This is a genomic window from Streptomyces sp. NPDC088725, from assembly GCF_044751305.1.
Lineage (GTDB): Bacteria > Actinomycetota > Actinomycetes > Streptomycetales > Streptomycetaceae > Streptomyces.
On sequence record NZ_JBIVLO010000009.1, the window covers coordinates 38,905 to 60,493 of the forward strand.

The 21,589-nt window shown below is 70.0% G+C and carries 18 protein-coding genes; 14 read left to right on the plus strand and 4 right to left on the minus strand.

Going from position 1 to position 21,589, the window contains the following annotated elements:
* Window positions 1-4 precede the first annotated feature (4 nt).
* Genes ACIP6N_RS22325 through ACIP6N_RS22340 form a run of 4 tightly spaced genes read left to right on the plus strand, consistent with a single transcriptional unit; the run spans window position 5 to window position 4,339 of the window.
* Window positions 5-910: a carbohydrate ABC transporter permease gene (locus ACIP6N_RS22325; protein ID WP_401817966.1), complete on the plus strand. Its 906-nt coding sequence runs from the start codon at window positions 5-7 to the stop codon at window positions 908-910.
* A complete protein-coding gene (locus tag ACIP6N_RS22330) occupies window positions 910-1,833 on the plus strand; it encodes a carbohydrate ABC transporter permease (RefSeq protein ID WP_401817968.1) in 924 nt (307 codons plus the stop codon). The genes ACIP6N_RS22325 and ACIP6N_RS22330 overlap by 1 nt, the downstream gene beginning before the upstream one ends.
* Window positions 1,834-1,865: 32 nt before the next feature.
* Entirely contained in the window at window positions 1,866-3,251 is a 1,386-nt protein-coding gene (locus ACIP6N_RS22335; RefSeq protein WP_401817970.1) for a glycoside hydrolase family 5 protein, read from the plus strand.
* Entirely contained in the window at window positions 3,248-4,339 is a 1,092-nt protein-coding gene (locus ACIP6N_RS22340; RefSeq protein WP_401817971.1) for a mandelate racemase/muconate lactonizing enzyme family protein, read from the plus strand. The genes ACIP6N_RS22335 and ACIP6N_RS22340 overlap by 4 nt, the downstream gene beginning before the upstream one ends.
* A 29-nt stretch (window positions 4,340-4,368) precedes the next feature.
* Here ACIP6N_RS22340 and ACIP6N_RS22345 read toward each other — a convergent pair whose 3' ends face one another.
* Window positions 4,369-4,926 carry a DinB family protein gene (locus tag ACIP6N_RS22345; RefSeq protein WP_401817972.1) on the minus strand — a complete coding sequence of 186 codons (558 nt, stop codon included), beginning with the start codon at window positions 4,924-4,926 and terminating at the stop codon, window positions 4,369-4,371.
* 124 nt (window positions 4,927-5,050) lie between these two features.
* Window positions 5,051-5,380: a DUF427 domain-containing protein gene (locus ACIP6N_RS22350; protein ID WP_401817973.1), complete on the minus strand. Its 330-nt coding sequence runs from the start codon at window positions 5,378-5,380 to the stop codon at window positions 5,051-5,053.
* Window positions 5,381-5,525: 145 nt separating this feature from the next.
* On the opposite strand from ACIP6N_RS22350, the gene ACIP6N_RS22355 reads away from it, so the two are divergent.
* The 4 genes from ACIP6N_RS22355 to ACIP6N_RS22370 all read left to right on the plus strand — a co-directional run bounded on the left by ACIP6N_RS22355 (window position 5,526) and on the right by ACIP6N_RS22370 (window position 11,896).
* Complete coding sequence (locus tag ACIP6N_RS22355) at window positions 5,526-6,215, plus strand: SDR family oxidoreductase (protein WP_401817975.1); 690 nt, start codon at window positions 5,526-5,528, stop codon at window positions 6,213-6,215.
* Window positions 6,212-7,258 carry a methionine synthase gene (locus tag ACIP6N_RS22360; protein ID WP_401817977.1) on the plus strand — a complete coding sequence of 349 codons (1,047 nt, stop codon included), beginning with the start codon at window positions 6,212-6,214 and terminating at the stop codon, window positions 7,256-7,258. Before ACIP6N_RS22355 ends, ACIP6N_RS22360 begins: the two co-directional genes overlap by 4 nt.
* 15 nt (window positions 7,259-7,273) lie before the next feature.
* Window positions 7,274-9,541, plus strand: a complete 2,268-nt coding sequence (gene ligA / locus ACIP6N_RS22365; RefSeq protein WP_401817979.1) for an NAD-dependent DNA ligase LigA — start codon at window positions 7,274-7,276, stop codon at window positions 9,539-9,541.
* A gap of 237 nt (window positions 9,542-9,778) precedes the next feature.
* The gene (locus ACIP6N_RS22370; RefSeq protein ID WP_401817982.1) at window positions 9,779-11,896 is read left to right on the plus strand and encodes a putative bifunctional diguanylate cyclase/phosphodiesterase; all 2,118 of its coding nucleotides are present in this window, start codon (window positions 9,779-9,781) and stop codon (window positions 11,894-11,896) included.
* A gap of 189 nt (window positions 11,897-12,085) precedes the next feature.
* Here the strand turns inward: ACIP6N_RS22370 and ACIP6N_RS22375 are convergent, their stop codons facing one another.
* Both ACIP6N_RS22375 and ACIP6N_RS22380 read right to left on the minus strand, forming a co-directional pair.
* A complete protein-coding gene (locus ACIP6N_RS22375) occupies window positions 12,086-14,077 on the minus strand; it encodes a phosphocholine-specific phospholipase C (protein WP_401817984.1) in 1,992 nt (663 codons plus the stop codon).
* A gap of 34 nt (window positions 14,078-14,111) precedes the next feature.
* A complete protein-coding gene (locus ACIP6N_RS22380; RefSeq protein WP_401817986.1) occupies window positions 14,112-15,557 on the minus strand; it encodes a hypothetical protein in 1,446 nt (481 codons plus the stop codon).
* A 357-nt stretch (window positions 15,558-15,914) separates the two neighbouring features.
* Between ACIP6N_RS22380 and gatC the strand changes: the two genes are divergently transcribed.
* The 6 genes from gatC (at window position 15,915) to gatB (ending at window position 21,483) form a co-directional block, all read left to right on the plus strand.
* Complete coding sequence (gatC, locus tag ACIP6N_RS22385) at window positions 15,915-16,211, plus strand: Asp-tRNA(Asn)/Glu-tRNA(Gln) amidotransferase subunit GatC (RefSeq protein ID WP_040025077.1); 297 nt, start codon at window positions 15,915-15,917, stop codon at window positions 16,209-16,211.
* Between the two features lie 6 nt (window positions 16,212-16,217).
* Window positions 16,218-17,723 carry an Asp-tRNA(Asn)/Glu-tRNA(Gln) amidotransferase subunit GatA gene (gene gatA / locus ACIP6N_RS22390; protein WP_401817989.1) on the plus strand — a complete coding sequence of 502 codons (1,506 nt, stop codon included), beginning with the start codon at window positions 16,218-16,220 and terminating at the stop codon, window positions 17,721-17,723.
* The gene (locus ACIP6N_RS22395; protein WP_401817992.1) at window positions 17,720-17,965 is read left to right on the plus strand and encodes a hypothetical protein; all 246 of its coding nucleotides are present in this window, start codon (window positions 17,720-17,722) and stop codon (window positions 17,963-17,965) included. Before gatA ends, ACIP6N_RS22395 begins: the two co-directional genes overlap by 4 nt.
* Before the next feature lie 82 nt (window positions 17,966-18,047).
* Window positions 18,048-19,340 (plus strand): AAA family ATPase, encoded by a 1,293-nt coding sequence (locus tag ACIP6N_RS22400; protein WP_401817994.1) that lies wholly within the window; start codon window positions 18,048-18,050, stop codon window positions 19,338-19,340.
* Window positions 19,337-19,978 carry a hypothetical protein gene (locus tag ACIP6N_RS22405; protein ID WP_401817997.1) on the plus strand — a complete coding sequence of 214 codons (642 nt, stop codon included), beginning with the start codon at window positions 19,337-19,339 and terminating at the stop codon, window positions 19,976-19,978. The genes ACIP6N_RS22400 and ACIP6N_RS22405 overlap by 4 nt, the downstream gene beginning before the upstream one ends.
* Entirely contained in the window at window positions 19,975-21,483 is a 1,509-nt protein-coding gene (gene gatB / locus ACIP6N_RS22410; protein WP_401817999.1) for an Asp-tRNA(Asn)/Glu-tRNA(Gln) amidotransferase subunit GatB, read from the plus strand. Before ACIP6N_RS22405 ends, gatB begins: the two co-directional genes overlap by 4 nt.
* The last annotated feature ends 106 nt before the right edge of the window (window positions 21,484-21,589 follow it).

Sequence of the window (21,589 nt, forward strand, 5' to 3'; positions counted from 1 at the left end):
CGACGTGTCGGTTCTTCACCCCCATACCTCGACGGGTCGCGACCGTACGGGCGCGAGCGGGCTGTTCGCCGTACCCGCGTTGCTGATGTTCATCGTCTTCGCCCTGGTGCCGCTCGCCGGCGCCGTGGTGCTCAGCTTCACGCACTGGGACGGCCTCGGCCCAGTCACCTGGGAAGGACTCGGAAACTGGACCCGTGTCCTGCACGACCCGGTCACCGGCAACGCGCTGCTGCTGACCGTGAAGATCATGGTGGTCTCCTGGGTGGTCCAGACCCCCGTATCCCTGCTGCTCGGTGTGTTCACCGCAGGCGGTCAGCGCTACCGCGCCGTGCTCGCCGCGCTCTACTTCGTACCGCTGCTGCTGTCCTCGGCCGCGGTGGCCATCGCCTTCAAGGCCCTCCTCGACCCGAACTTCGGCATCGGCGGCGCGCCGGGACTGCACGCGCTGGCGCAGAACTGGCTCGGTGACCCCGACCTGGTCCTGTACGTGGTCATCTTCGTGATCGCCTGGCAATTCGTGCCGTTCCACACGCTGTTGTACCAAGCGGCGGTACGGCAGATCCCCGGCCAGCTCTACGAGGCGGCGACCATCGACGGCGCGGGCCGCTTCCAGCAGTTCCGCCACATCACACTGCCGCAGCTGCGGAACACCATCATCACCTCCTCGACCCTGATGATCACGGGCTCGCTGACCTACTTCGACGTGGTCTTCGTACTCACAGCCGGCGGGCCGGGCAACGCGACCCGGCTGCTGCCGGTGGACATGTACCTCACCGGCTTCACCGCCAACGACATGGGCAGCGCGAGCGTGCTGGCGGTGATGCTCGTCGTGATCGGGCTCAGCTTCGCCTTCGTGCTGACCAGGTTCTCCGGCTTCAGCCGGATGAGCAGCGAACAGGAAGGGCTCTGATGGCCACCACGACGACCACGACCGCCGTCCGGGAGACGGGCGCACCGGCAGGCAGGTCGGGAGCGGGTACGGCGGGTGCCCGGGTACGGCCGCCCCGCCGCACGCGGCGGCGCAGGCCCAACGTGCTCGCGGGTTTTGGCGGGTTCGTCTGGCTGGCCGTCATCATCGTGCCGGTCTACTACGTCGTCATCTCCAGCCTCCGCGCCCAGCAGGGGTTCTTCGACTCCAACCCGCTGTCGCCGCCCTCCCACATCACCTTCGACAACTACTCGCTGGTGCTGAGCAGCGGCTTCGGCCGGTACTTCGTCAACAGCGTCGTCATCACCCTGGCCTCGGTGGCGCTGACGGTCGGGCTCTCGCTGATGGCCGCGTACGCGGTGGTGCGGGGCAAGGGCCGGTTCATCCGGTCGGCGTTCGCCATTTTCCTGCTCGGACTCGCCATCCCCGTACACGCCACGATCATTCCGCTCTACTACATGATCACCAGGGTCCATCTGTACGACAGCCTGCTCGCCCTGATCCTGCCGTCCATCGGATTCGCCATCCCCATCACCGTGCTGATCCTGGCGAACTTCATCCGGGACATCCCGAAGGAACTCTTCGAGTCCATGCGCATGGATGGCGCCACCGACCTGCGCATGCTGTGGAGTCTCGTCCTGCCGCTGGCCCGTCCCGCCATCGTGACGGTCGGCATCTACGACGGCCTGCACGTCTGGAACGGCTTCCTCTTCCCGCTGATCCTCACCCAGAGTCCCAACCAGCGTGTGCTTCCCATGGCGTTGTGGACCTTCCAGGGCGAATTCACGGTGAACGTACCCGCGGTCCTCGCGGCCGTCGTGCTGTCCACGCTGCCGATGCTCGCCGCGTATCTCATCGGCCGCCGTCAGCTCGTCCGGGGCCTCACCGCGGGCTTCAGCAAGTGACTTCCCCCCTCTCCAGGAGTACAGGTACCCCCATGAACGATGCGTCCGCGATGATCCGTGTCGAAGGCGGCCACCTCGCCACCGCGGCAGGCGGGAGAATACGTCTGCGCGGGGTCGGGCTCGGCGGGTGGATGAACATGGAGAACTTCATCACCGGCTACCCCTCGACCGAGGAACTCCAGCGCAAGGCGCTGCGCAAGGTCCTGAGCCAGGAGGCGTACGACGCCTTCTTCGAGCGGTTCCTCGATGTCTTCTTCACCGACGAGGACGCCAGGCTGCTCGCCGAGGCGGGCATGAACTGCGTACGACTTCCCTTCAACTACCGGCACTTCGAGGATGACGACCGTCCGATGGAGCTGAAGGAGGAGGGCTTCGCGCAGCTGGACCGCGCGATCGAGATCTGCGCGCGGCACGGCATCTACACCGTGCTCGACCTGCACGCGGCCCCCGGCTTCCACAACCAGCGCTGGCACAGCGACAATCCGACCCACCGCTCGTTCTTCTGGACCCACCGGCACTTCCAGGACCGCGTGGTGCATCTGTGGGAGGCGCTGGCCGACCGCTACCGCGACAACCCGTGGGTGGCCGGCTACAACCCGCTGAACGAGCCCGCCGATTCGGACGGTGAGGCCATCGGCCCGTTCTACCAGCGGCTGCACTCGGCGATCCGCGCCGTCGACCCGCACCACGTGATCTTCCTGGACGGCAACCGGCACGCCACCGAGTTCGACCTCTTCCGCGACCCGTGGCCCAACACCGTCTACACGGTGCACGATTACGCGCTCTCGGGCTTCGCCGACAGCGGCGACTACCCCGGGATCTCGCGCGGCCAGTACGTCGACCGCGGCTACCTGGAGAGCCGGTTCCTCAAGCGCTCCGAGTACATGCGCTCCACCGGAACGCCCATCTGGGTGGGCGAGTTCGGCCCGGTCTACAGCGGTGACCCGGTCCGTGACGAGCACCGCTACCGCGTCCTGTCCGACCAGTTGAGCATCTACGACGAGCACGACGCGGGCTGGAGCCTGTGGACGTACAAGGACATCGGCCTCCAGGGCGTCACCCATCTGCCCCCGGAATCACCGTACTTGCAGCGCATCGCGCCGGTCCTGGAGAAGAAGGCGCGGCTCGGCGTAGACGTGTGGGGTGGCGTCGACACGGGCGTGCGGCACATCCTCGACCCGCTGGAGGCCACCGTCGCCAAGGAGTTCCCGGACTTCGACCCGCTGCCGTTCGGACCGCAGCAGTGGATCCACGTGCTGGTACGCCACATCCTGCTCGCCGAGCCGATGGTCGACGACTACGCCCGCTGCTTCGCCGGTCTCGGCCCCGACGAGATGCGCGCGCTCGCCGACTGCTTCGCCGTCGGCAACTGCACAGTCCGCTCGCCGCTGGTCGACGTACTGAAGGAGCACCTGTGAGGATCACCGGCATCGAGACCCTGCTGCGGGGACAGGTCGCGCTCGTACGGGTACGCACCGACGACGGTGTGGAGGGCATCGGCCAGACGGCGCCGTACCAGGCCGAGAACACCGTACGCGTCCTGCACTCGATGGTGGCGCCGCTGTTCCTCGGCCGCGACCCGTGGGACGTGGAGGCGCTGGTCGACGAATGCCTGCGCACCCACTACAAGTTCCCCAGCAGTTTCCTGCACCGGGCGCTCGCCGGGGTGGACACGGCGCTGTGGGACGTCCTCGGCCGCGCGGCAGGGCAGCCGGTGAGCAAGCTGCTCGGCGGGCACGCGCGGACGTCGGTGCCGATGTACGCGAGCAGCATGCGGCGCGACATCACGCCGCAGGCGGAGGCAGACCGGCTCCAACAGCTCGTCGCCGAGCAGGGGTTCGGCGCGGTGAAGATCCGGGTCGGCGAGGCGATGGGCCGGGACGCGGACGCGGCTCCGGGCCGCACGGAGTCGATCATCCCGCTGACCCGTCACGTACTCGGCGACGCCGTCGACCTGTCCGCCGACGCCAACGGCGGCTACTCGGTGGGCCGTGCCATCAGGGTCGGCAGGATGCTGGAGGAGTACGGCTACTTCCACTTCGAGGAGCCGTGCCCGTACGACGAGATCGAGCAGACCGCGCAGGTGGCGGCGGCACTGGACATCCCCGTCTCGGGTGGTGAACAGGACATCTCGCTGCCGCAGTTCCAGCGGATGATCACCGGCAGGTCGGTCGACATCGTTCAACCGGACATCGGTTACATCGGCGGAATGTCACGGGCGCGCAAGGTCGCGGTGCTCGCGGAGGCCGCCGGCATTCCCTGCACGCCGCACTGCGCCAACGACTCGCTGCTGCAGGTGTTCTCGCTGCATCTGGCGGTCGCGATGCCGTCATGCAGCCAGTACCAGGAGTGGTCCGTCGAATCCACGCCGTGGACCCAGGGCATCTACGCGCCGATGCTGAAGGTCGAGGACGGCCGGGTGGCCGCGCCGACGGAGCCCGGCTGGGGCATCGAGCTGGAGCAGTCGTTCGTACGGGAGGCGCTGAGCGAGACGTCGAAGCTCTAGCGCTGAACTGCCGCACGATGCCAGTGCGGTTACTGCCCGACGCGCCCGTCGATCCGCTCACGCAGCAGATCGGCGTGGCCGTTGTGACGGGCGTACTCCTCGATCATGTGCACCAGCAGCTCGCGCAGCGAGATCGCGCCCTTCCAGGGAGCGGTGCCGGTGACGCCGAGATCGGGCGCCCGCGCCACGAACCGGTCGGCGTAGGCGGTCTCGGCCCGCCACACGTCCCATGCCTCCGCGACGAGGTGGGGATCGGGCAGGGCGCCGTTGAAATCTCCGTCGGGATCGGCCGCGGTGGAGAACAGCGGCGGCGCGTCCTGCCCGGCCATCCGTACGCGGAACCAGCGGCGCTCCACCTCGGCCATGTGGCGCACGAGCCCGAGCAGCGACATCGTGGACGGCTCCACGGAGCGGCGTGCCAGCTCGGCGGCGTCGAGGCCGGCGCACTTCAACTCCAGGGTCAGCCGCTGACAGCGCAGGAATTCGACCAGCGTCTCCCGTTCGCCGCCCAGGGACGGGCCGTCCTCGCGCGGATCGTCGGCGGAGTCGAGGAACATATCGGCGCGCTTGCTCGGACTGCTGCTCATCCGCACAGCATGTGCGCTCCGCGCGGGCGGCCGCAACGGGTTTTCACGCGCCGGTTCCCCGCGGTCCCGCCCGCCGTCGCACCTTCCGAGGCGAAGGAACGACGGCGGAGGACTGCTGCTCGTCTCAGTCGGTGACGACTTCGGTGTCGTAGAAGCAGAAGTGGTCCTTGATCTCGGCGACCTCCGCCTTCGGTACCGGGTAGGCCCAGACCAGGTCCGGCGCCTCGGGCAGCGACCAGTAGGAGGCGTCGCCCTTCCACGGACAGTGCGTGCTCGTGTCGGAAGGCGTCAGCAGGTCGGTGCGAACGTCCTCCGGAGGAAGGTAGTACCGCACCGGCAGGCCCGTCTCGTGCAGCAGAAGCGGCCGCCGGCTCTCGGCGAGCACCTGCCCTCCGCGTACGACCCGTACGTGCTCAGTGCCCTGCTCGACGGTGATGGTGTGACCGCTGGCCATGATCCTGTGTCCCTTCGGGGGGTGGGCTCCATCCACTTCAGCACCACACGACGGCACATTTCTTCCCGGCACTCCGGCCGGCCGCGCACCAGCCCGTCCGGCGGCCCCGGAACCCGCGGGCGGCCGGTGATGCGACGATGACCCCATGGCTACACACCTGATCACCGGTGCCGGCTCGGGCATCGGCGCCGCTGTCGCGCGCCGGCTGCACGAGCGCGGCGACGACCTGCTGCTGTTCGCCCGCGACGCCGGGCGCGCCAAGGAACTGGCGGCCGGCCTGCCCGGCGCCCGCACCCTCGTCGGCGACCTCGCGACCCCCGACCGGCTCTCCTGGGCCCTGTCCCACCAGTCCCTGCCCGACCGGCTCGACTCGCTCCTGCACATCGCGGGGATCGTGGACCTGGGGACGGTCGGCGACCTGACCCCCAAGGCGTGGCACAGCCAGCTCAATGTGAACCTGGTGGCTCCCGCCGAGCTGACCCGGCTGGTCCTGCCGCAACTGCGCGCCTCCGAGGGCCAGGTGATCTTCGTCAACTCCGGCGCCGGACTCAGCGCGAGCGCGGAGTGGAGCGCGTACGCCGCCTCCAAGCACGGCCTGAAGGCGCTGGCCGACTCGCTGCGGCAGGAGGAGAAGCCGAACGGGGTACGGGTGACCTCCGTCTACCCGGGTCGTACGGCGAGCCCGATGCAGGTCAAGATCCACCAGCACGAGGGCAAGGAGTACGACACCTCCCGCCTGATCGACCCCGAGTCGGTGGCGACGATGATCATCGCGGCCCTCGACCTGCCGCGCGACGCGCAGATCGACGACGTGACCGTACGGCCGGGCCGATGAGCGGGACGGGCGGGACCGACAACACGGGCGAGGCGGAGAGCGGCCGGACGGGCGGAACCGTCTTCGGCGCCGCCACCGGCATCGGCTCGATGCCCGGCGGCGACGCGCGCGAGACCGCCAAGGCCGTGACCGGGACCTTCGAGGACTTCCCGTACCTGGCGGAACTGCCCGCCCGCGGCCCCGGCGCCGACATGATCGGCCGCACGACCGGGATGCTCGCCGAGGTCTACGCGCGCGTGGAGCCCAGCGGCTGGCGGATCAGTGACCGGCCGGGACGCGACACCAAGCGGGCCTGGTCCTGGCTGGGCGAGGACCTGGACGCGCTGGAGGAGTACACCCAGGGGTACGAGGGCCCGCTCAAGATCCAGGCGGTCGGGCCGTGGACACTGGCCGCCGCGCTGGAACTGCGCAACGGCGAGTCCGCGCTGAGCGACCCGGGAGCCTGCCGGGATCTGACCGGTTCGCTGGTCGAAGGGCTGACCGGGCACCTCGCGGAGGTGCGGCGCAGGGTGCCGGGCGCCGTACCGGTGCTCCAGCTGGACGAGCCGTCCCTCACCGCCGTCCTGCTGGGACGCGTGAAGTCCGCCAGCGGCTACCGGGTCCACCGCGCGGTGGACCGCCAGGTGGCCGAGGACGCGCTGCGGGAGGTGATGGCGGTGAACGCGGGCAGCACGATCGTGCATTCCTGCGCGCCTGACGTGCCGTTCGCCCTGCTGCGTCGGGCCGGAGCGGCCGGTATCTCGTTCGACTTCGCGCTTCTCACCGAGCGTGACGACGACACGATCGGCGAGGCGGTTGAGGCCGGTACGAAACTCTTCGCCGGAATCGTGCCGGGCACCGACAGCCCGTTGTCAGACCCTGCCGGTAGCGTCATGGGTGTCAGGACGCTGTGGCGCAGGCTGGGGCTGACTCCGGGGACTCTCAGCGAGTCCGTGGTGCTCACGCCGTCGTGCGGGCTCGCGGGGGCTTCACCCGCGTACGCGCGCGCCGCTCTCGCCCACTGCGTCCGGGCGGCGAGATCCCTCGCGGACAACCCAGAGTAACGGGAGGACAAGACGGTGGCCGGCGAACAGCACGCACAGCCCGCATCGCCCGCAGCGGTGCCCGCGGAGGCACGGGAGGAGCACGCGCGGCTCGCCGAGCAGATCGAGGAGCACCGCTTCCGGTATTACGTGAAGGACCAGCCGGTCGTCAGCGACGCGGAGTTCGACACCCTGCTGCGCTCGCTGACGGCGCTGGAGGAGGAGTTTCCCGAGCTGCGTACGCCCGACTCGCCGACCCAGAAGGTCGCCGGGGCGTACGCCACGGAATTCACCGCGGTCCAGCACCGCGAGCGGATGCTCTCCCTGGACAACGCCTTCGACGACGAGGAGCTGTCGTCCTGGGCCGACCGCGTCGCCAAGGACGTCGGCACGCCCGGCCATCACTTCCTGTGCGAGCTGAAGGTCGACGGTCTCGCGGTCAATCTGACGTACGAGCACGGCAGGCTGACCCGGGCCGCCACGCGCGGCGACGGCCGCACGGGCGAGGACATCACGCCCAACGTACGGACGATCGCCGAGATCCCGCACCGCCTGCGCGGCGAGCGCGTACCGGCGCTCGTGGAGATCCGCGGCGAGGTCTACTTCCCCATGGAAGCGTTCCAGGAGCTGAACGCTCGTCTGGTGGAGGCGGGTGACAAACCATTCGCCAACCCGCGCAACGCGGCGGCGGGGTCCCTGCGCCAGAAGGACCCCAAGATCACCGCCACCCGGCCGCTGCACATGGTGGTGCACGGCATCGGCGCGCGCGAGGGCTTCGACATCGACTGCCTCTCGCACGCGTACGACCTGCTCAAGGCGTGGGGCCTGCCGACCGCCAAGCACAACAAGGTGGTCGATTCGATCGCGGGCGTACGGGAGTTCATCGCGTACTTCGGCGAGCACCGGCACTCCGTGGAGCACGAGATCGACGGAGTGGTCGTCAAGCTGGACGAGATCCCGCTGCAGGGACGCCTCGGCTCCACCTCGCGCGCCCCGCGCTGGGCGATCGCCTGGAAGTACGCGCCGGAGGAGGTCAACACCAAGCTGCTCAACATCCGGGTCGGTGTCGGCCGCACCGGCCGCGTCACGCCGTACGCCCAGGTCGAGCCGGTGACGGTCGCGGGCTCCGAGGTCGAGTTCGCCACGCTGCACAACCAGGAAGTGGTGAAGGCCAAGGGCGTCTGGATCGGTGACACGGTCGTGCTGCGCAAGGCCGGCGATGTCATCCCGGAGATTCTCGGCCCGGTCGTGGATCTGCGGGACGGCAGCGAGCGGGAGTTCGTGATGCCCGCCGAATGCCCCGAGTGCGGGACGGCGCTTCGCCCCATGAAGGAGGGCGACATCGACCTGCGCTGCCCCAACGCCCGCTCGTGTCCTGCCCAGTTGCGCGAGCGGCTGTTCTACCTGGCCGGCCGCAAATGCCTGGACATCGAGAATTTCGGCTACGTGGCCGCCGCCGCGCTGACCAAACCGCTGGAACCGGCCACACCGCCGCTGCTGGACGAGGGCGACCTCTTCGACCTCGACGTCGAGCGGTTGCTGCCCATCAAGGCGTACGTCCTCGACCAGGACAGCGGGCTGCCCAAGCGTGACCCGGAGACCGGCGAGGAGAAGATCGCGACGGTCTTCGCCAACCAGGAGGGCAAGCCGAAGAAGAACGCGCTGGCGATGCTGGAGCACATCGCGGAGGCCAAGTCGCGCCCGCTGGCCCGGATCATCACCGGTCTCTCCATCCGTCATGTGGGCCCGGTCGCGGCCGAGGCGCTGGCGCGGGAGTTCCGCTCGATCGACCGCATCGAGCAGGCCACGGAAGAGGAACTGGCCGCCGTCGAGGGCGTCGGGCCGACGATCGCCGCCTCGCTGAAGCAGTGGTTCGAGGTGGACTGGCACCGCGAGATCCTGCGCAAGTGGCGGGCTGCCGGTGTCCGTACGGAGGACGAGCGCTCGGGCGAGGACGAGGGACCGCGGCCGCTCGAAGGGCTCACCGTGGTGGTGACGGGCACGCTGGAGCAGTTCACGCGGGACGGCGCCAAGGAGGCACTGCAGAGCCGTGGCGCCAAGGTGACCGGTTCCGTCTCGAAGAAGACCGCCTTCGTGGTGGTCGGCGAGAACCCCGGCTCGAAGTACGACAAGGCGATGCAGCTCAAGGTGCCGGTGCTGGACGAAGCGGGCTTCACGGTCCTGCTCGAACAGGGCGCGGACGCCGCCAGGGAGGCCGCGCTCACCCCGGAGGAGCCGGAGGTGGCGGATGCGGCCCAGCAGGAGAGCGGGCCGGAGGCGGCTCAGAAGCCGGCCGAGGAATAGGCGGCCGTCCGGCGGGGAACGGACGGGCAGTCACCTGTTCGGCGCATATCAGATGGATCCGAATGGCCATGTCGCATTCAGGCAACAGATGGAGAGCGCTGCCCCTCCGGGCGTTCTGCGGCCTACTGTTGGGGCGTGCGCCTGTCGTGCACGGCTGTGCAGTGGCATACCTGCCGTGATGGCATGACAACGTGCCATTGCGTGGCATCGGCACCGCCGGCTGTGAGAGGGACGGGAATGAAACCGACCGAGAGCGCCGCCCCGGTCTCACGCCCGCGCGCGTTCGCGGGAATTGCGCGCATTGCGGGCCTTGTGGCCCGGATGCCCGCGGTTGTCGTGGGACTGGCAGCGGCCGTACTGATGACCGGACTTGTCCTCGCCCTGCGCGACGGGCACGCCCTGTTCCCCAGTGGCGCCCAGGGCTGGGCGCTCGCCGTACTCACCGGCATCATCGTCGGTCACCTCGTCGCGCTCGGCCGCGACCGCTGGTGGGGAGGCACGGGCTCGGGCGCTGCCCTGACCCTGGCCGTCCTGCTGCTGTACGGCTGGGTGCCGGCCGGCCTGGTCAGCCTGGCCGTCGTGGTGCTGGTGGGCATCGCCCGCAGGCACCGCTGGCGGCAGGGCGTGCTGCACGGCGCCGCCGACATCCTGGGCATCGGCGCGGCCGCGCTCGTCCTCGCGCTGTTCGGCAACGTCCCGACCGTCGAGCAGCCCTGGCAGCCGTTGCACTGGGGGGTCGGCAGCGTCCCGCAGATAGTGCTGGCGGCGGGTGCCCATCTGTGCGTCGCCCGGCTCGCCCTCTGGTATTCGCTGGCCCCGCAGGGCGGCGGACTGCCGACCATGGCGCGCACGACCCTCTACCGGCACGTCCTGGTCGCGGTCGCCCTGCTCGGCATCGCCCCGCTGATCTGCGTGGTCGCCGTCTCCAGGCCCGTCCTGCTGCCGCTCTTCGCCATCCCGCTGATCGCGCTGGACTCCACGCTCTGGATCGCCAGGGCACGCGCCGAGGAGCAACTGCGCGACCCGCTCACCGGACTGCCCAACAGGCAGTGGCTGTTGGAGCGCATCTGGACAGCACTGGAGGACGCCGAGCGGATCGGCGCCCGGTCGGCACTGGTCCTGATCGACCTCGACCGCTTCCGTTCGGTCAATGACACCCTCGGTCACCTCGCCGGTGACCGGCTGCTGCTTCAGATAGCCGACCGGCTCCAGGCGGCCCTGCCGCGCGGGGCGGAAGCCGCGCGGCTCGGCGGCGACGAGTTCGCCGTACTGCTCCCGACGTGCGACTCCACGACCAGCGCCCAGCGGGTCGCCCGCCACCTGGTGGCCGAACTGTCCTCGCCGCTCAACCTCGACGGCCTCACCCTGGTCCTCGAAGCCAGCGCGGGCGTCGCCGTCTACCCCGAACACGCGCTGGACGCGGAGGGACTGCTGCGCCGCGCCGACGTCGCCATGTACCAGGCGAAGCGGGACCGCACGGGCGTCGAGGTCTACGAATCGAAACGGGACTCCAACACCCCCGACCGCCTCGGCCTGCTGGGCGATCTCCGGCGCGCCCTGGACGCGGGCGAGGTCGAGCTGCACTACCAGCCCAAGGTCCGCTTCGACGGGCAGGTCGCCGGTCTGGAAGCGCTGGTGCGCTGGCTGCACCCGGAGCGCGGCCGGGTCCCTCCGGACGAGTTCATCGCCATCGCCGAATCCTCCGGGCTGATGCCGCACCTGACGGAATACGTGCTGGAGACCGCCCTCGCCCAGGTCGCCCGCTGGCGCAGCCAGGGCCTGATGGTCCCGGTCGCCGTCAACGTCTCGCCCAGGGACGTCCACACGCCGGGCTTCGCGGGCGCGGTCGCCGCGCGGCTGGCCCGGCACGGCGTCCCGCCGGGCTCCCTCCAGCTGGAGATCACCGAGCATGTCCTGCTCGAAGACCCCCAGCGGGCCGCCGACACCCTGGCAGGACTGACCGCGCACGGCGTGAAGATGTCCCTCGACGACTTCGGTACGGGCTACTCCTCGCTGGTCCACCTGCGGCGGCTGCCGGTGAGCGAGCTGAAGATCGACCGGTCGTTCGTGGCCAGGCTCGCCATCGACAACGAGGACGCGGAGATCGTCCGCTGCACGGTCGACCTCGCGCATTCGCTGGGCCTGGTGGTCGTCGCGGAGGGTGTCGAGGACGACGAGACGTGGGAGCGCCTGCGGGACCTGGGCTGCGACGCCGTACAGGGCTGGCTGGTGGCCGCCGCGATGCCGCCGCACGAGGCCACCGCCTGGCTGCGGGCCAGGGGCGAGCGCGGCTGGCAGCGTCCGGCGGAACTGGAGGCGGCACGGCGCCAGCAACAGGGCCACGCCGTCCAGTAGCCCGCGCCACGGGCGTCCGGCGCCACGCAGGGTGGGCGTCGCGAGCGGTCGGCTTCACGAGTTGTCCGGTGCCATGAACAGCCGGCGTCACGAACAAGACGGCAGCCGGCAGGACAGGTACGGGCCCTGCCGGATGCCCGGCGGGGCCCGTACCTTTCGCACCGATCGATCAGCGGCGTCGGAGACTCCTCAGAGCGCGTGGACCGTCCCCGCGTACCGCCGGCCGAACCGGGTCCCGGTGGCCGCGGTGACCGTCACGTCGTAGCCGCCGTCGCTCACCGGCCAGGACAGCGAGGCGTGGCCGTGCGGGCCGACCCACAGCGTCTTGGCGCCCTTGGTCCCGCCGGTCGGCGTCACAGTGAAGGACGCCTCCGTGTCACCGTCGTTGGTGAGCTTCAGCGCCACCGCGGCCTTCGCGGGCGTGCTCCCCTGCAGCGCCGCGCTCACCGAAGGCACCGCCGCGCGCGCCTCGCGGCCCTTGCGTACGACCGTGCCGGAGAACCGGCGGACGAAGCCGTCCGCGCCGTACACCGTGAAGTCGTACACGCCGTCGGTCTCCGCCGTCTCCCAGACGTACGTCTTCGACGAGCCGGGCGCCACCGTGAACGGCGTACCCGTGAAGGGCTTCAGCGTGTTCGGCAGCACGGTGAAGTGGAACGTCTCCTTGCCCTGGTTGGCCAGGACGCAGCTCACCCGGCCCGTCGCCCGGTCCACCTCGACGTCTGCCCACGGCCGGTACGGCAGCGGCCGGTGCGGGCGGCTGCCCGGCTCCTGGGTGGCCATCGACTGGCCGCCGTTCGGGGGCAGTTTCACCATCGGCAGGGCGTTCCCGGCATCCGCCTTCGCCATCAGCGCGACCGTGTCGGGCAGTTCCGGAATGCTGAAGTCCGGCTTGCTGAAGTCGAAGCAGCTGGTGAGGTCGCCGCAGACGGCCCGCCGCCACGCCGAGATGTTGGGCTCCTGAACTCCCGTCACCTCTTCGAGGAAGCGCAGCACGGACGTGTGGTCGAAGACCTGCGAGTTGACGTAACCGCCGCGCGACCAGGGGGAGATCGCCCACAGCGGGACCCGGTTGCCGAGCCCGATCGGCCGGCCGTCCGCGAACTCGTCCGGTGTGCCGGGCTCCGGCGTCGGCGGCAGGACGTGGTCGAAGTAGCCGTCGTTCTCGTCGTACATGATGAGGAAGACGGTGTGCTCCCACACCTCCGGGTTGGCGAACATCGACTGGAGCGCGGTGTTGATCCAGTGCGCGCCGTAGTTCGGCCCGGCCTCCGGGTGCTCGCAGAAGAGGTACGGGGCCACCAGCCAGGAGACGGTCGGCAGGGTGCCGTCCTTGCAGTCCTGGTCGAAGGCCGTCAGGTCGAACTTGGTCATCGCGTTGATGTAGCGGGGGTCGTCCTTCGGGAAGTCGTGGAACTGCCTGAAGTACGAAAGCCCGTTGCAGTCGTAGTCGCCGTAGCGGTCGTCGAACGACGGGTTGTGGTAGACGCGCCAGCTGACATCGGCCTCTTCGAGGCGTTCGGCGTACGTCGTCCAGTCGGCGACCGGGTTGCCGGTGACGACCGAGTTGTCGGTGAACGGTCCCGTGGTGCCGTCGAGACCCGGACCAGCCGTTCCGGACCACAGGTAGAGGCGGTTCGGGTCGGTCGGGCCCGCCTGCGAGCAGAAGTACGCGTCGCAGAGCGTGAAGGCGTCCGCCAGCGCGTACTGGTACGGGATGTCCTCGCGGGTGAAGTAACCCATGGTCCGCTCGCCCTTGGCGGCGACCCACTTGTTCATCGCGCCGCCGTTGATGGCGGTGTGACCCGAGCCGTAGTCGTGCGGGAGGCCGCCCGCGTTCTGCGCGTTGTACTTCGAGGTGTCCATGCGGAACGGGAGCATGAAGCCGTCGGCGCGGCCGTTGTCCGGCTGCCGGAAGACGGAGTCGCCGCCCGGCAGGGTCAGCGCCTGCTGGTCGTCGAAGCCGCGCGCGCCGCTGATGCTCCCGAAGTAGTGGTCGAAGCTGCGGTTCTCCTGCATGAGCACGACGACGTGCTTGACGTCCTTGATGCTGCCCTTGGTGTCCTTGCCGCCGCCCGGACGGACCGGGGAGGCGACAGCGGTCTCCGGGAGGCCGACGGCGGCAGCGGCGGCGGTCGCGGCGGAGGCGCCCACGAAGGCACGGCGGCTGAGCGGGGTCATGGCGGTGGATTTCCTTCGGCGTCGGATGTCGGGGTCAGATGAGGTGGACGGGGAGCGAGAACGTCACGACCGGCGCGGCGTGGTCCGAGGGCCAGCCGTTGCCCGCGGTGTCCGGGACGGGCCGGGGCCAGCCGGTGCACAGCGTGTACGCGGACTCGACGTGCAGCCGGCCGGCGAAGTGCACCTGGTCGATCCGGTCCTGCGGCTCCTCGGGGCGCACCGGCGACCAGGTCACGCCCGGGTCCTTCGACGCGAGGGGGTGGGCCGTGCGGTACGCGTCGGTCAGCCCGCCCTTGCCGAGCGCCACCGTGACGGGCCAGGCGACCGTCTTCTTGCCCTTGACGTCCTTCTTGCCCGGGGCGTCGAGGTGCGAGGGCGAGGCGAGACCCGCGGCCAGGATCACCGGCGTTCGGGACGTGATGTCCTTCTTCATCGCGGCGATCAGCGCGCTCGCCTGCCGGTGGCGGACGGTCTTCAGCTCCGCGGCCTCGACCTCGGCGGCGCTGCGCCCGTCGCGCAGCGCGTAGGGCCCGTACGCGGCCTCGTCCAGCTGGGCCGCCCACACCCGTACGGTCTGCCGGTCCGGCAGCCTCACCGTCGCGGCGACCGCGGGTACGTCCCTTACCGGCGCGGACGCGTCGGCCAGCGGGTAGCGGCTGACGAGGCCGACGCCCGCCGGGGAGTCGTACGCGTGCCAGCCGAGCGCGTCGGCGAGCGCCTGCGCCGAGGCGCCGCCCGACTCCTGCACCGCGACCACGTCGAGGCCCTGGGCGAGAATCAGCCGGAGCCACTTCTCGTGCACGTCGTCCACGTGTGATCCGGCGTCCCACAGGTTCAGCGAGGCGACCGTCAGCCGCGGCCCGGTGAGCACCGAGCGCACCGGCACCTGCACGGTGATCGTGTCGGCGCCGCCCGCGCTGTCCTTGACGGCGACCTCGATCCGGCCCGGGTGGAGGGTCGGCAGCAGGGGCGTGCTGCCCGTGACGGTCCCGTCCTGGCGCACATTCAGCCAGGAGTCGCCGCCGGCCCGGCGGAAGGACGGCGTGCCCGCCGGGTTGCCCTCCGGGCGCATCCAGAGCCCCGCGAGCGGCAGGGAGACCTGTTCCCGGGCGGGGTACGCGTCGGTGGTGAACGAGTCGACGGCGGCGTGCGGGCGTACGACCACGGGCCGGGCGGTGACGGTGAAGGCCGGGGTCCGCGCGAGGATCCCGTACCCGTCCTTGGCCAGCAGGTAGGCGGTGTACTCCCCTTCGGGGAGTCCGTTCAGGGTGAGATCACCGGACGTGGTCTTGACGTAGTCCCAGACCAGCGAGGAGCCGACACCGGGCTTCCGTGTGCCGTCGTAGATCCCGATCCAGTTCGTGGGGTCGGGGACGTCGGTCGTCCAGTGGAAGGAGAGCTTGTCGCCCTCATAAGGGCTGGCGGGCGACGTGAGGGACACCGTGCTGCCGGAGGCAGCGGCCGATCTCTGTGCGGACACGGAAGCTCTGATCCTCTCCGCCCGGCGGGATTCTCACGGAGCCCGGGCAGGAAGTCGACGGGAAGCTGAGGGACAACTCCGGTCAGTGAGCCAGGTCCGCGGGCACGACATATGAACGGATCATGGACGGCGGTCAGTGAGTGACGAAACAGCGGTCAGTGGGTGGCAAAACACCGACATCGCCCCGTACGGAAGGGGCAGCGCCCGCTGACGGACATCGCGCGCGGCGGTGGTCCCGAGGGCTGCGGGTGGGCGAACGGGTAATGGGTTTCGCGGGTACACCCGCCTGCCCCATAGGATTGGGCAGGTCTCCGTACCTTCCGAAAACCCGCACACTCAACCCCTGAGGATCGTTGCATGCCTGGCATCACGCGCGAGGAGGTCGCCCACCTCGCCCGGCTGGCGCGTCTGGAGTTGCAGGACGAAGAGCTAGAACACTTCGCCGGACAGCTCGACGACATCATCGGCGCGGTCGCCCGCGTATCCGAGGTAGCCGACCAAGACGTACCGCCGACCTCCCACCCGCTGCCGCTGACCAACGTCATGCGCGCGGACGAGGTCCGTCCGTCGCTCACCCCCGCGCAGGCACTTTCCGGCGCCCCGGCCCAGGAACAGCAGCGTTTCAAGGTGCCGCAGATCCTGGGGGAGGACTAAACAGTCATGACGGACATCAAGACCGACATCATCAAGCTCACCGCGGCGGAGATCGCCGCGAAGATCGCAGCCGGCGAACTCACCGCCGTCGAGGTCACCGAGGCGCACCTTGCCCGCATCGAGGCCGTGGACGAGAAGGTCCACGCCTTCCTGCACGTCGACCGCGAGGGCGCGCTCGCCCAGGCCCGCGCCGTGGACGCGCAGCGCGCGGCCGGCGAGAAGCTGGGACCGCTGGCAGGCGTCCCGCTCGCGCTGAAGGACATCTTCACCACCGAGGGCGTGCCGACCACGGTCGGCTCCAAGATCCTCGAAGGCTGGCTGCCGCCGTACGACGCGACGGTCACCAAGCGGCTCAAGGCCGCCGGTGTCGTCATCCTCGGCAAGACCAACATGGACGAGTTCGCCATGGGCTCCTCCACGGAGAACAGCGCGTACGGCCCCACCGGCAACCCCTGGGACCTCACCAGGATCCCCGGCGGCTCCGGCGGCGGCTCGTCCGCCGCGCTCGCCTCGTACGAAGCCCCGCTGGCCATCGGCACGGACACCGGCGGCTCCATCCGCCAGCCCGCGGCCGTCACCGGCACCGTCGGCGTCAAGCCCACGTACGGCGGAGTCTCCCGCTACGGCATGGTCGCCTTCTCGTCCTCCCTCGACCAGGGCGGGCCCTGCGCCCGTACGGTCCTGGACGCGGCCCTGCTGCACGAGGCGATCGCGGGCCACGACCCGCTCGACTCGACGTCCATCGACGCCCCGGTCCCGCAGGTGGTCGAGGCCGCGCGCAACGGCTCGGTGGCCGGGATGCGCGTCGGCGTCGTCAAGCAGTTCTCGGGCGAGGGCTACCAGGCGGGTGTCGTCCAGCGCTTCAACGAGGCGGTGGAGCTGCTGCGCTCGCTCGGCGCCACGGTGGTCGAACTGGACTGCCCGTCCTTCGACCTGGCCCTCTCGGCGTACTACCTGATCGCGCCCTCCGAGTGCTCCTCGAACCTCGCCCGCTTCGACGCCATGCGCTACGGCCTGCGGGTCGGTGACGACGGCACGCGCTCGGCCGAGGACGTCACGGCACTGACGCGGGAGGCCGGCTTCGGCGACGAGGTCAAGCGCCGCATCATGCTCGGTACGTACGCCCTCAGCTCGGGCTACTACGACGCGTACTACGGCTCGGCGCAGAAGGTGCGCACGCTGATCACGCGCGACTTCGAGAAGTCCTTCGAGGAGGTCGACGTGATCGTCTCCCCGACGACCCCGACCACCGCCTTCCCGATCGGTGAGCGCGCCGACGACCCGATGGCGATGTACCTCGCGGACCTGTGCACCATCCCGGCCAACCTGGCGGGCAACGCCGCGATGTCCCTGCCCTGCGGCCTCGCGCCGGAGGACGGCCTGCCGGTCGGTCTCCAGATCATCGCCCCGGCGATGAAGGACGACCGCCTGTACAAGGTCGGTGCGGCCGTCGAGGCGGCCTTCGTGGAAAAGTGGGGACACCCACTGCTTGAGGAGGCACCGTCGCTGTGAGTAGTAGCGCACTGTCCAAGGCCAAGGGCTTCAAGAAGTCCAAGTCCGGTACGTACCTGTCGATCGCCACGACGGCGTTCGGCGCGCTCAGCGTCGCCAAACAGGCCAAGCGGGCCCGCCAGGAGAACGACACCCTCCGGCTGGTCGACGCCGCGGTATCGGCGGCGGCGATCGTGACGGGGCTGGCGATCCTGTACCGCGAGCTGAAGCGCCTGGGCGACGACGACGTCCTGTTCGGCTGAGCAACCCGCCCGGGGCCCGCTCATGGGCGGGCCCCGGGCACCGGTCCACACATCGCTCCGCACCATGGAAGGAGGTGACACGGTGATCACCCGCATCGAGATCGACGGATTCAAGTCCTTCGTGGGCTTCGAGCTGGACGTACGGCCGTGCACCGTCCTCATGGGTGTCAACGGAGCGGGAAAGTCCAACCTGCTGGACGCGCTCGACCTGGTCCGCCGGACCTTTACCGGCGGCTTCGCGAGTGCGTTCGACGGTGAGAACCCCCGCCTCGCGGCCCGGGATCTCTTCCACCACGCCGACGGTCCGGGTGGCGCGTACACCGCGTCCGAGCTGACCATCAGGGTCGGCCTGATCGTGCCGACCGAGTGGGGGCCGCTGCCTCTCGTCGTACGGCTCGTGGCGCGCCTCACCGGGGAGCGGGCGGGGCATCCCGTGGGCGCCCGTCTGGACGCGGGACGCAGCGGGGTGTGGGTGAGCAGCCTTGAGGACACCGGGTGGATGGACCGTCTGGCCCTGCCGCGGGATCTGCGCGCAGGGCTCGCGGCAGCGCGGGAGCTGGCCGGCCGGACTCTGGACAGGTACTGGCTTTCCTTCCGAGACCGCGATGTCCTGGTCGGCGGCGGGGGCCCGCGTGTCTCGCCCCTGCGGCTGTTCCAGTGCGTCCTGCGGGAGACCGCCACCTGGGAGCGCGTCTCCCTCGACCCGGCCGGCATGCGCCGTCCCTTCGCCGGGAGCGCGGACAGGCCCCTGTTTCCCGACGGGAGCAACCTGGCGGCCGTGCTCGCGCGGCTCGGCACCGAAGAGCTGCACGACATGGAGGCCGACCTCGCCGCGCTCATCCCCGAGGCGTCCGGCATCAGGCCGGTCCTCGACGACCGGCGCGGCGAGTACGACTTCGACGTACGGTTCCGCCACACCGGCTGGACCCCGCCTCCGATGCTGTCGGACGGAACGATGCGCGTTCTCGCTCTTCTGGCTGCCTGGTACGACACCAGCAGGACCGGTGTGCTGGCCGTCGAGGAGATCGAGAACGGACTCCATCCGACGCGGATCGCCGAACTCGTCAGGCGACTGCGCCGTGATGTCGACGGCTTCGAAGACATGGCGGACAAGGCGCCGACGGCTTCCGGCTTCCGGCAGCTGATCGCCACCACACACTCGCCCGTCCTGCTCTCCGCGCTGCGCGAGGACAGTTCGGGATGCCTGGTCTTCCTGGAGAAGGCTTCGCACATCGAGCCCGGACGGCCCGGGATCTCGACGGTGACCAGGGCGCGGCCGGTCCGTGAGCGCGTCGCCGACGAGGAACCGAACGAGACTGTCTCTTCCGAGCAGGTGAAGCGCCTGCTGGAGTCCATGGGACAGGTGATCTCATGAGCCGCGTACGCCTGCTCAGGCCGGGCCTGCTGGTCGAGGGGCCGAGTGATCTGCTCTTCTTCGAACGGCTGATCATCCGGCAGCTGGAGGAAACGCTGCACGCCCGCGCGCTCAAGACCACCGAAGTGCTCGCTCCCTGCGAGACGGCGGCGGTCCACAGCACAGCGGAGCCGAAGGCCCTGCTGCTGGCGGCCAGGGAACTGGCCCAGCGGTGCGACGTACTGTTCGTCCACCGCGACCACAAGGAGGTCCCCGAGGCGCTGGTGCTGCTGGAGGCACTGGCGGATCTGCCGCAGCAGGCGGCCGTTCCCGTGGTCCTCGGTCCGAAACTGATGACCGAGTCGTGGGTCCTGGCGGACCGTGCCGCTCTGATCCGTGTTCAGCCATCGGCCGACCTCGCGGCGCACCCGCATCTCCAGCCTGCCGACGTGGAGCAGGGAAATCCCGCTCCCAGTCACCCGTCCCACCCCAAAAAGGTGCTGGCGAACGTACTCAAGAAGGCCCGGCGATCCGACCCCGGCGATTACTTCGCCCGTCTTGCCGACGAAGTGGATCTCTCCGTACTCGGAAAGCTGTCGTCTTATCAGCGCTGGCTGGCCGACACCGATGAAGCATTGAAGAGGAAGAAGTACCTGTGACCGTCATTGACCTGGTGTCGTACGAGGACGCGCTGGCTGCCTACGACCCCGTCATGGGCCTCGAAGTCCATGTCGAGCTGGGCACCAAGACCAAGATGTTCTGCGGCTGTTCGACCGAGCTGGGCGCCGAGCCCAACTCGCAGACCTGCCCCACCTGCCTCGGCATGCCGGGATCGCTCCCGGTCGTCAACGCGATCGGCGTCGAGTCGGCCATCAAGATCGGCCTCGCGCTGAACTGCGAGATCGCCGAGTGGTGCCGTTTCGCCCGGAAGAACTACTTCTATCCGGACATGCCGAAGAACTTCCAGACCTCCCAGTACGACGAGCCGATCGCCTTCAACGGCTATCTGGACGTCCAGCTGGAGGACGGCGAGATCTTCCGCGTGCAGATCGAGCGCGCCCACATGGAGGAGGACACCGGCAAGTCGCTGCACGTCGGCGGTGCCACCGGCCGTATCCACGGCGCGTCCCACTCCCTGCTCGACTACAACCGCGCGGGCATCCCGCTCATCGAGATCGTCACCAAGCCCATCGAGGGCGCCGGCGCGCGGGCTCCCGAGGTCGCCAAGGCGTACGTCGCCGAGCTGCGTGAGCTGATCAAGGCGCTCGAAGTCTCCGACGCCCGCATGGAGATGGGCCAGATGCGGTGCGACGTGAACCTGTCGCTGCGTCCGCACGGCCGCGAAGAGTTCGGTACGCGCTCCGAGACGAAGAACGTCAACTCGCTGCGCAGCGTCGAGCGGGCCGCGCACTACGAGATCCAGCGCCACGCCGCGGTGCTGAACTCGGGCGGCACGGTCATCCAGGAGACCCGTCACTTCCACGAGGAGGACGGTTCCACCACGGCGGGACGCATCAAGGACAACGCCGAGGACTACCGGTACTTCCCCGAGCCGGACCTCGTGCCGGTCGCGCCCTCCCGTGAGTGGGTCGAGGAACTGCGTGCCGCGCTGCCCGAGTTGCCGCGCGTGCGCCGTAACCGGATCCGCGAGGAGTGGGGCGTCACCGACCACGACATGCAGTCGATGCTCAACGCGGGCGCCCTCGGCCCCATCATCGCCACCATCGACGCCGGCGCCCCCGCCGACCAGGCGCGCAAGTGGTGGATGGGTGAACTGGCCCGTAACGCCAACGAGTCGGGCCGCGCGCTCGACGAACTGCCCATCACCCCCGGGCAGGTCGCCCGGGTGGCCACGCTCGTCGTCTCCGGTGATCTGAACGACAAGCTGGCCCGCCAGGTCCTCGAAGGTGTGCTCGCAGGCGAGGGCGACCCGGACACCGTCGTGGAGAAGCGCGGCCTGAAGGTCGTCTCCGACGACGGCGCGCTCGGCGCGGCCGTGGACGAGGCCATCGCGGGCAACGCGGCCATCGCCGACAAGATCCGCGGCGGCAAGGTCGCCGCGGCGGGCGCGCTGGTCGGCGCGGTCATGAAGGCCACGCGCGGCCAGGCCGACGCGGCGCGTGTGCGTGAGCTGATCCTGGAGAAGCTGGGCGTCGAGGGCTGACCCCGGTTCCATCACCACGGCGGAGGGGCGGGGCCCCAGAGGGTGGGGCCCCCCCCCCCCCGTTAGCGGTGGCGGCGCCGCGCGCCCCTCGACGCGGTTTAAACGG

Coding starts and splice junctions, on each gene's coding strand:
- ACIP6N_RS22330 (WP_401817968.1), top strand. CDS start 910: ATGGCCACCACGACGACCACGACCGCCGTCCGGGAGACGGGCGCACCG.
- ACIP6N_RS22335 (WP_401817970.1), top strand. CDS start 1,866: ATGAACGATGCGTCCGCGATGATCCGTGTCGAAGGCGGCCACCTCGCC.
- ACIP6N_RS22345 (WP_401817972.1), bottom strand. CDS start 4,926: ATGAGCAGCAGTCCGAGCAAGCGCGCCGATATGTTCCTCGACTCCGCC.
- ACIP6N_RS22350 (WP_401817973.1), bottom strand. CDS start 5,380: ATGGCCAGCGGTCACACCATCACCGTCGAGCAGGGCACTGAGCACGTA.
- ACIP6N_RS22355 (WP_401817975.1), top strand. CDS start 5,526: ATGGCTACACACCTGATCACCGGTGCCGGCTCGGGCATCGGCGCCGCT.
- ACIP6N_RS22360 (WP_401817977.1), top strand. CDS start 6,212: ATGAGCGGGACGGGCGGGACCGACAACACGGGCGAGGCGGAGAGCGGC.
- ACIP6N_RS22370 (WP_401817982.1), top strand. CDS start 9,779: ATGAAACCGACCGAGAGCGCCGCCCCGGTCTCACGCCCGCGCGCGTTC.
- ACIP6N_RS22375 (WP_401817984.1), bottom strand. CDS start 14,077: ATGACCCCGCTCAGCCGCCGTGCCTTCGTGGGCGCCTCCGCCGCGACC.
- gatC (WP_040025077.1), top strand. CDS start 15,915: ATGCCTGGCATCACGCGCGAGGAGGTCGCCCACCTCGCCCGGCTGGCG.
- gatA (WP_401817989.1), top strand. CDS start 16,218: ATGACGGACATCAAGACCGACATCATCAAGCTCACCGCGGCGGAGATC.
- ACIP6N_RS22405 (WP_401817997.1), top strand. CDS start 19,337: ATGAGCCGCGTACGCCTGCTCAGGCCGGGCCTGCTGGTCGAGGGGCCG.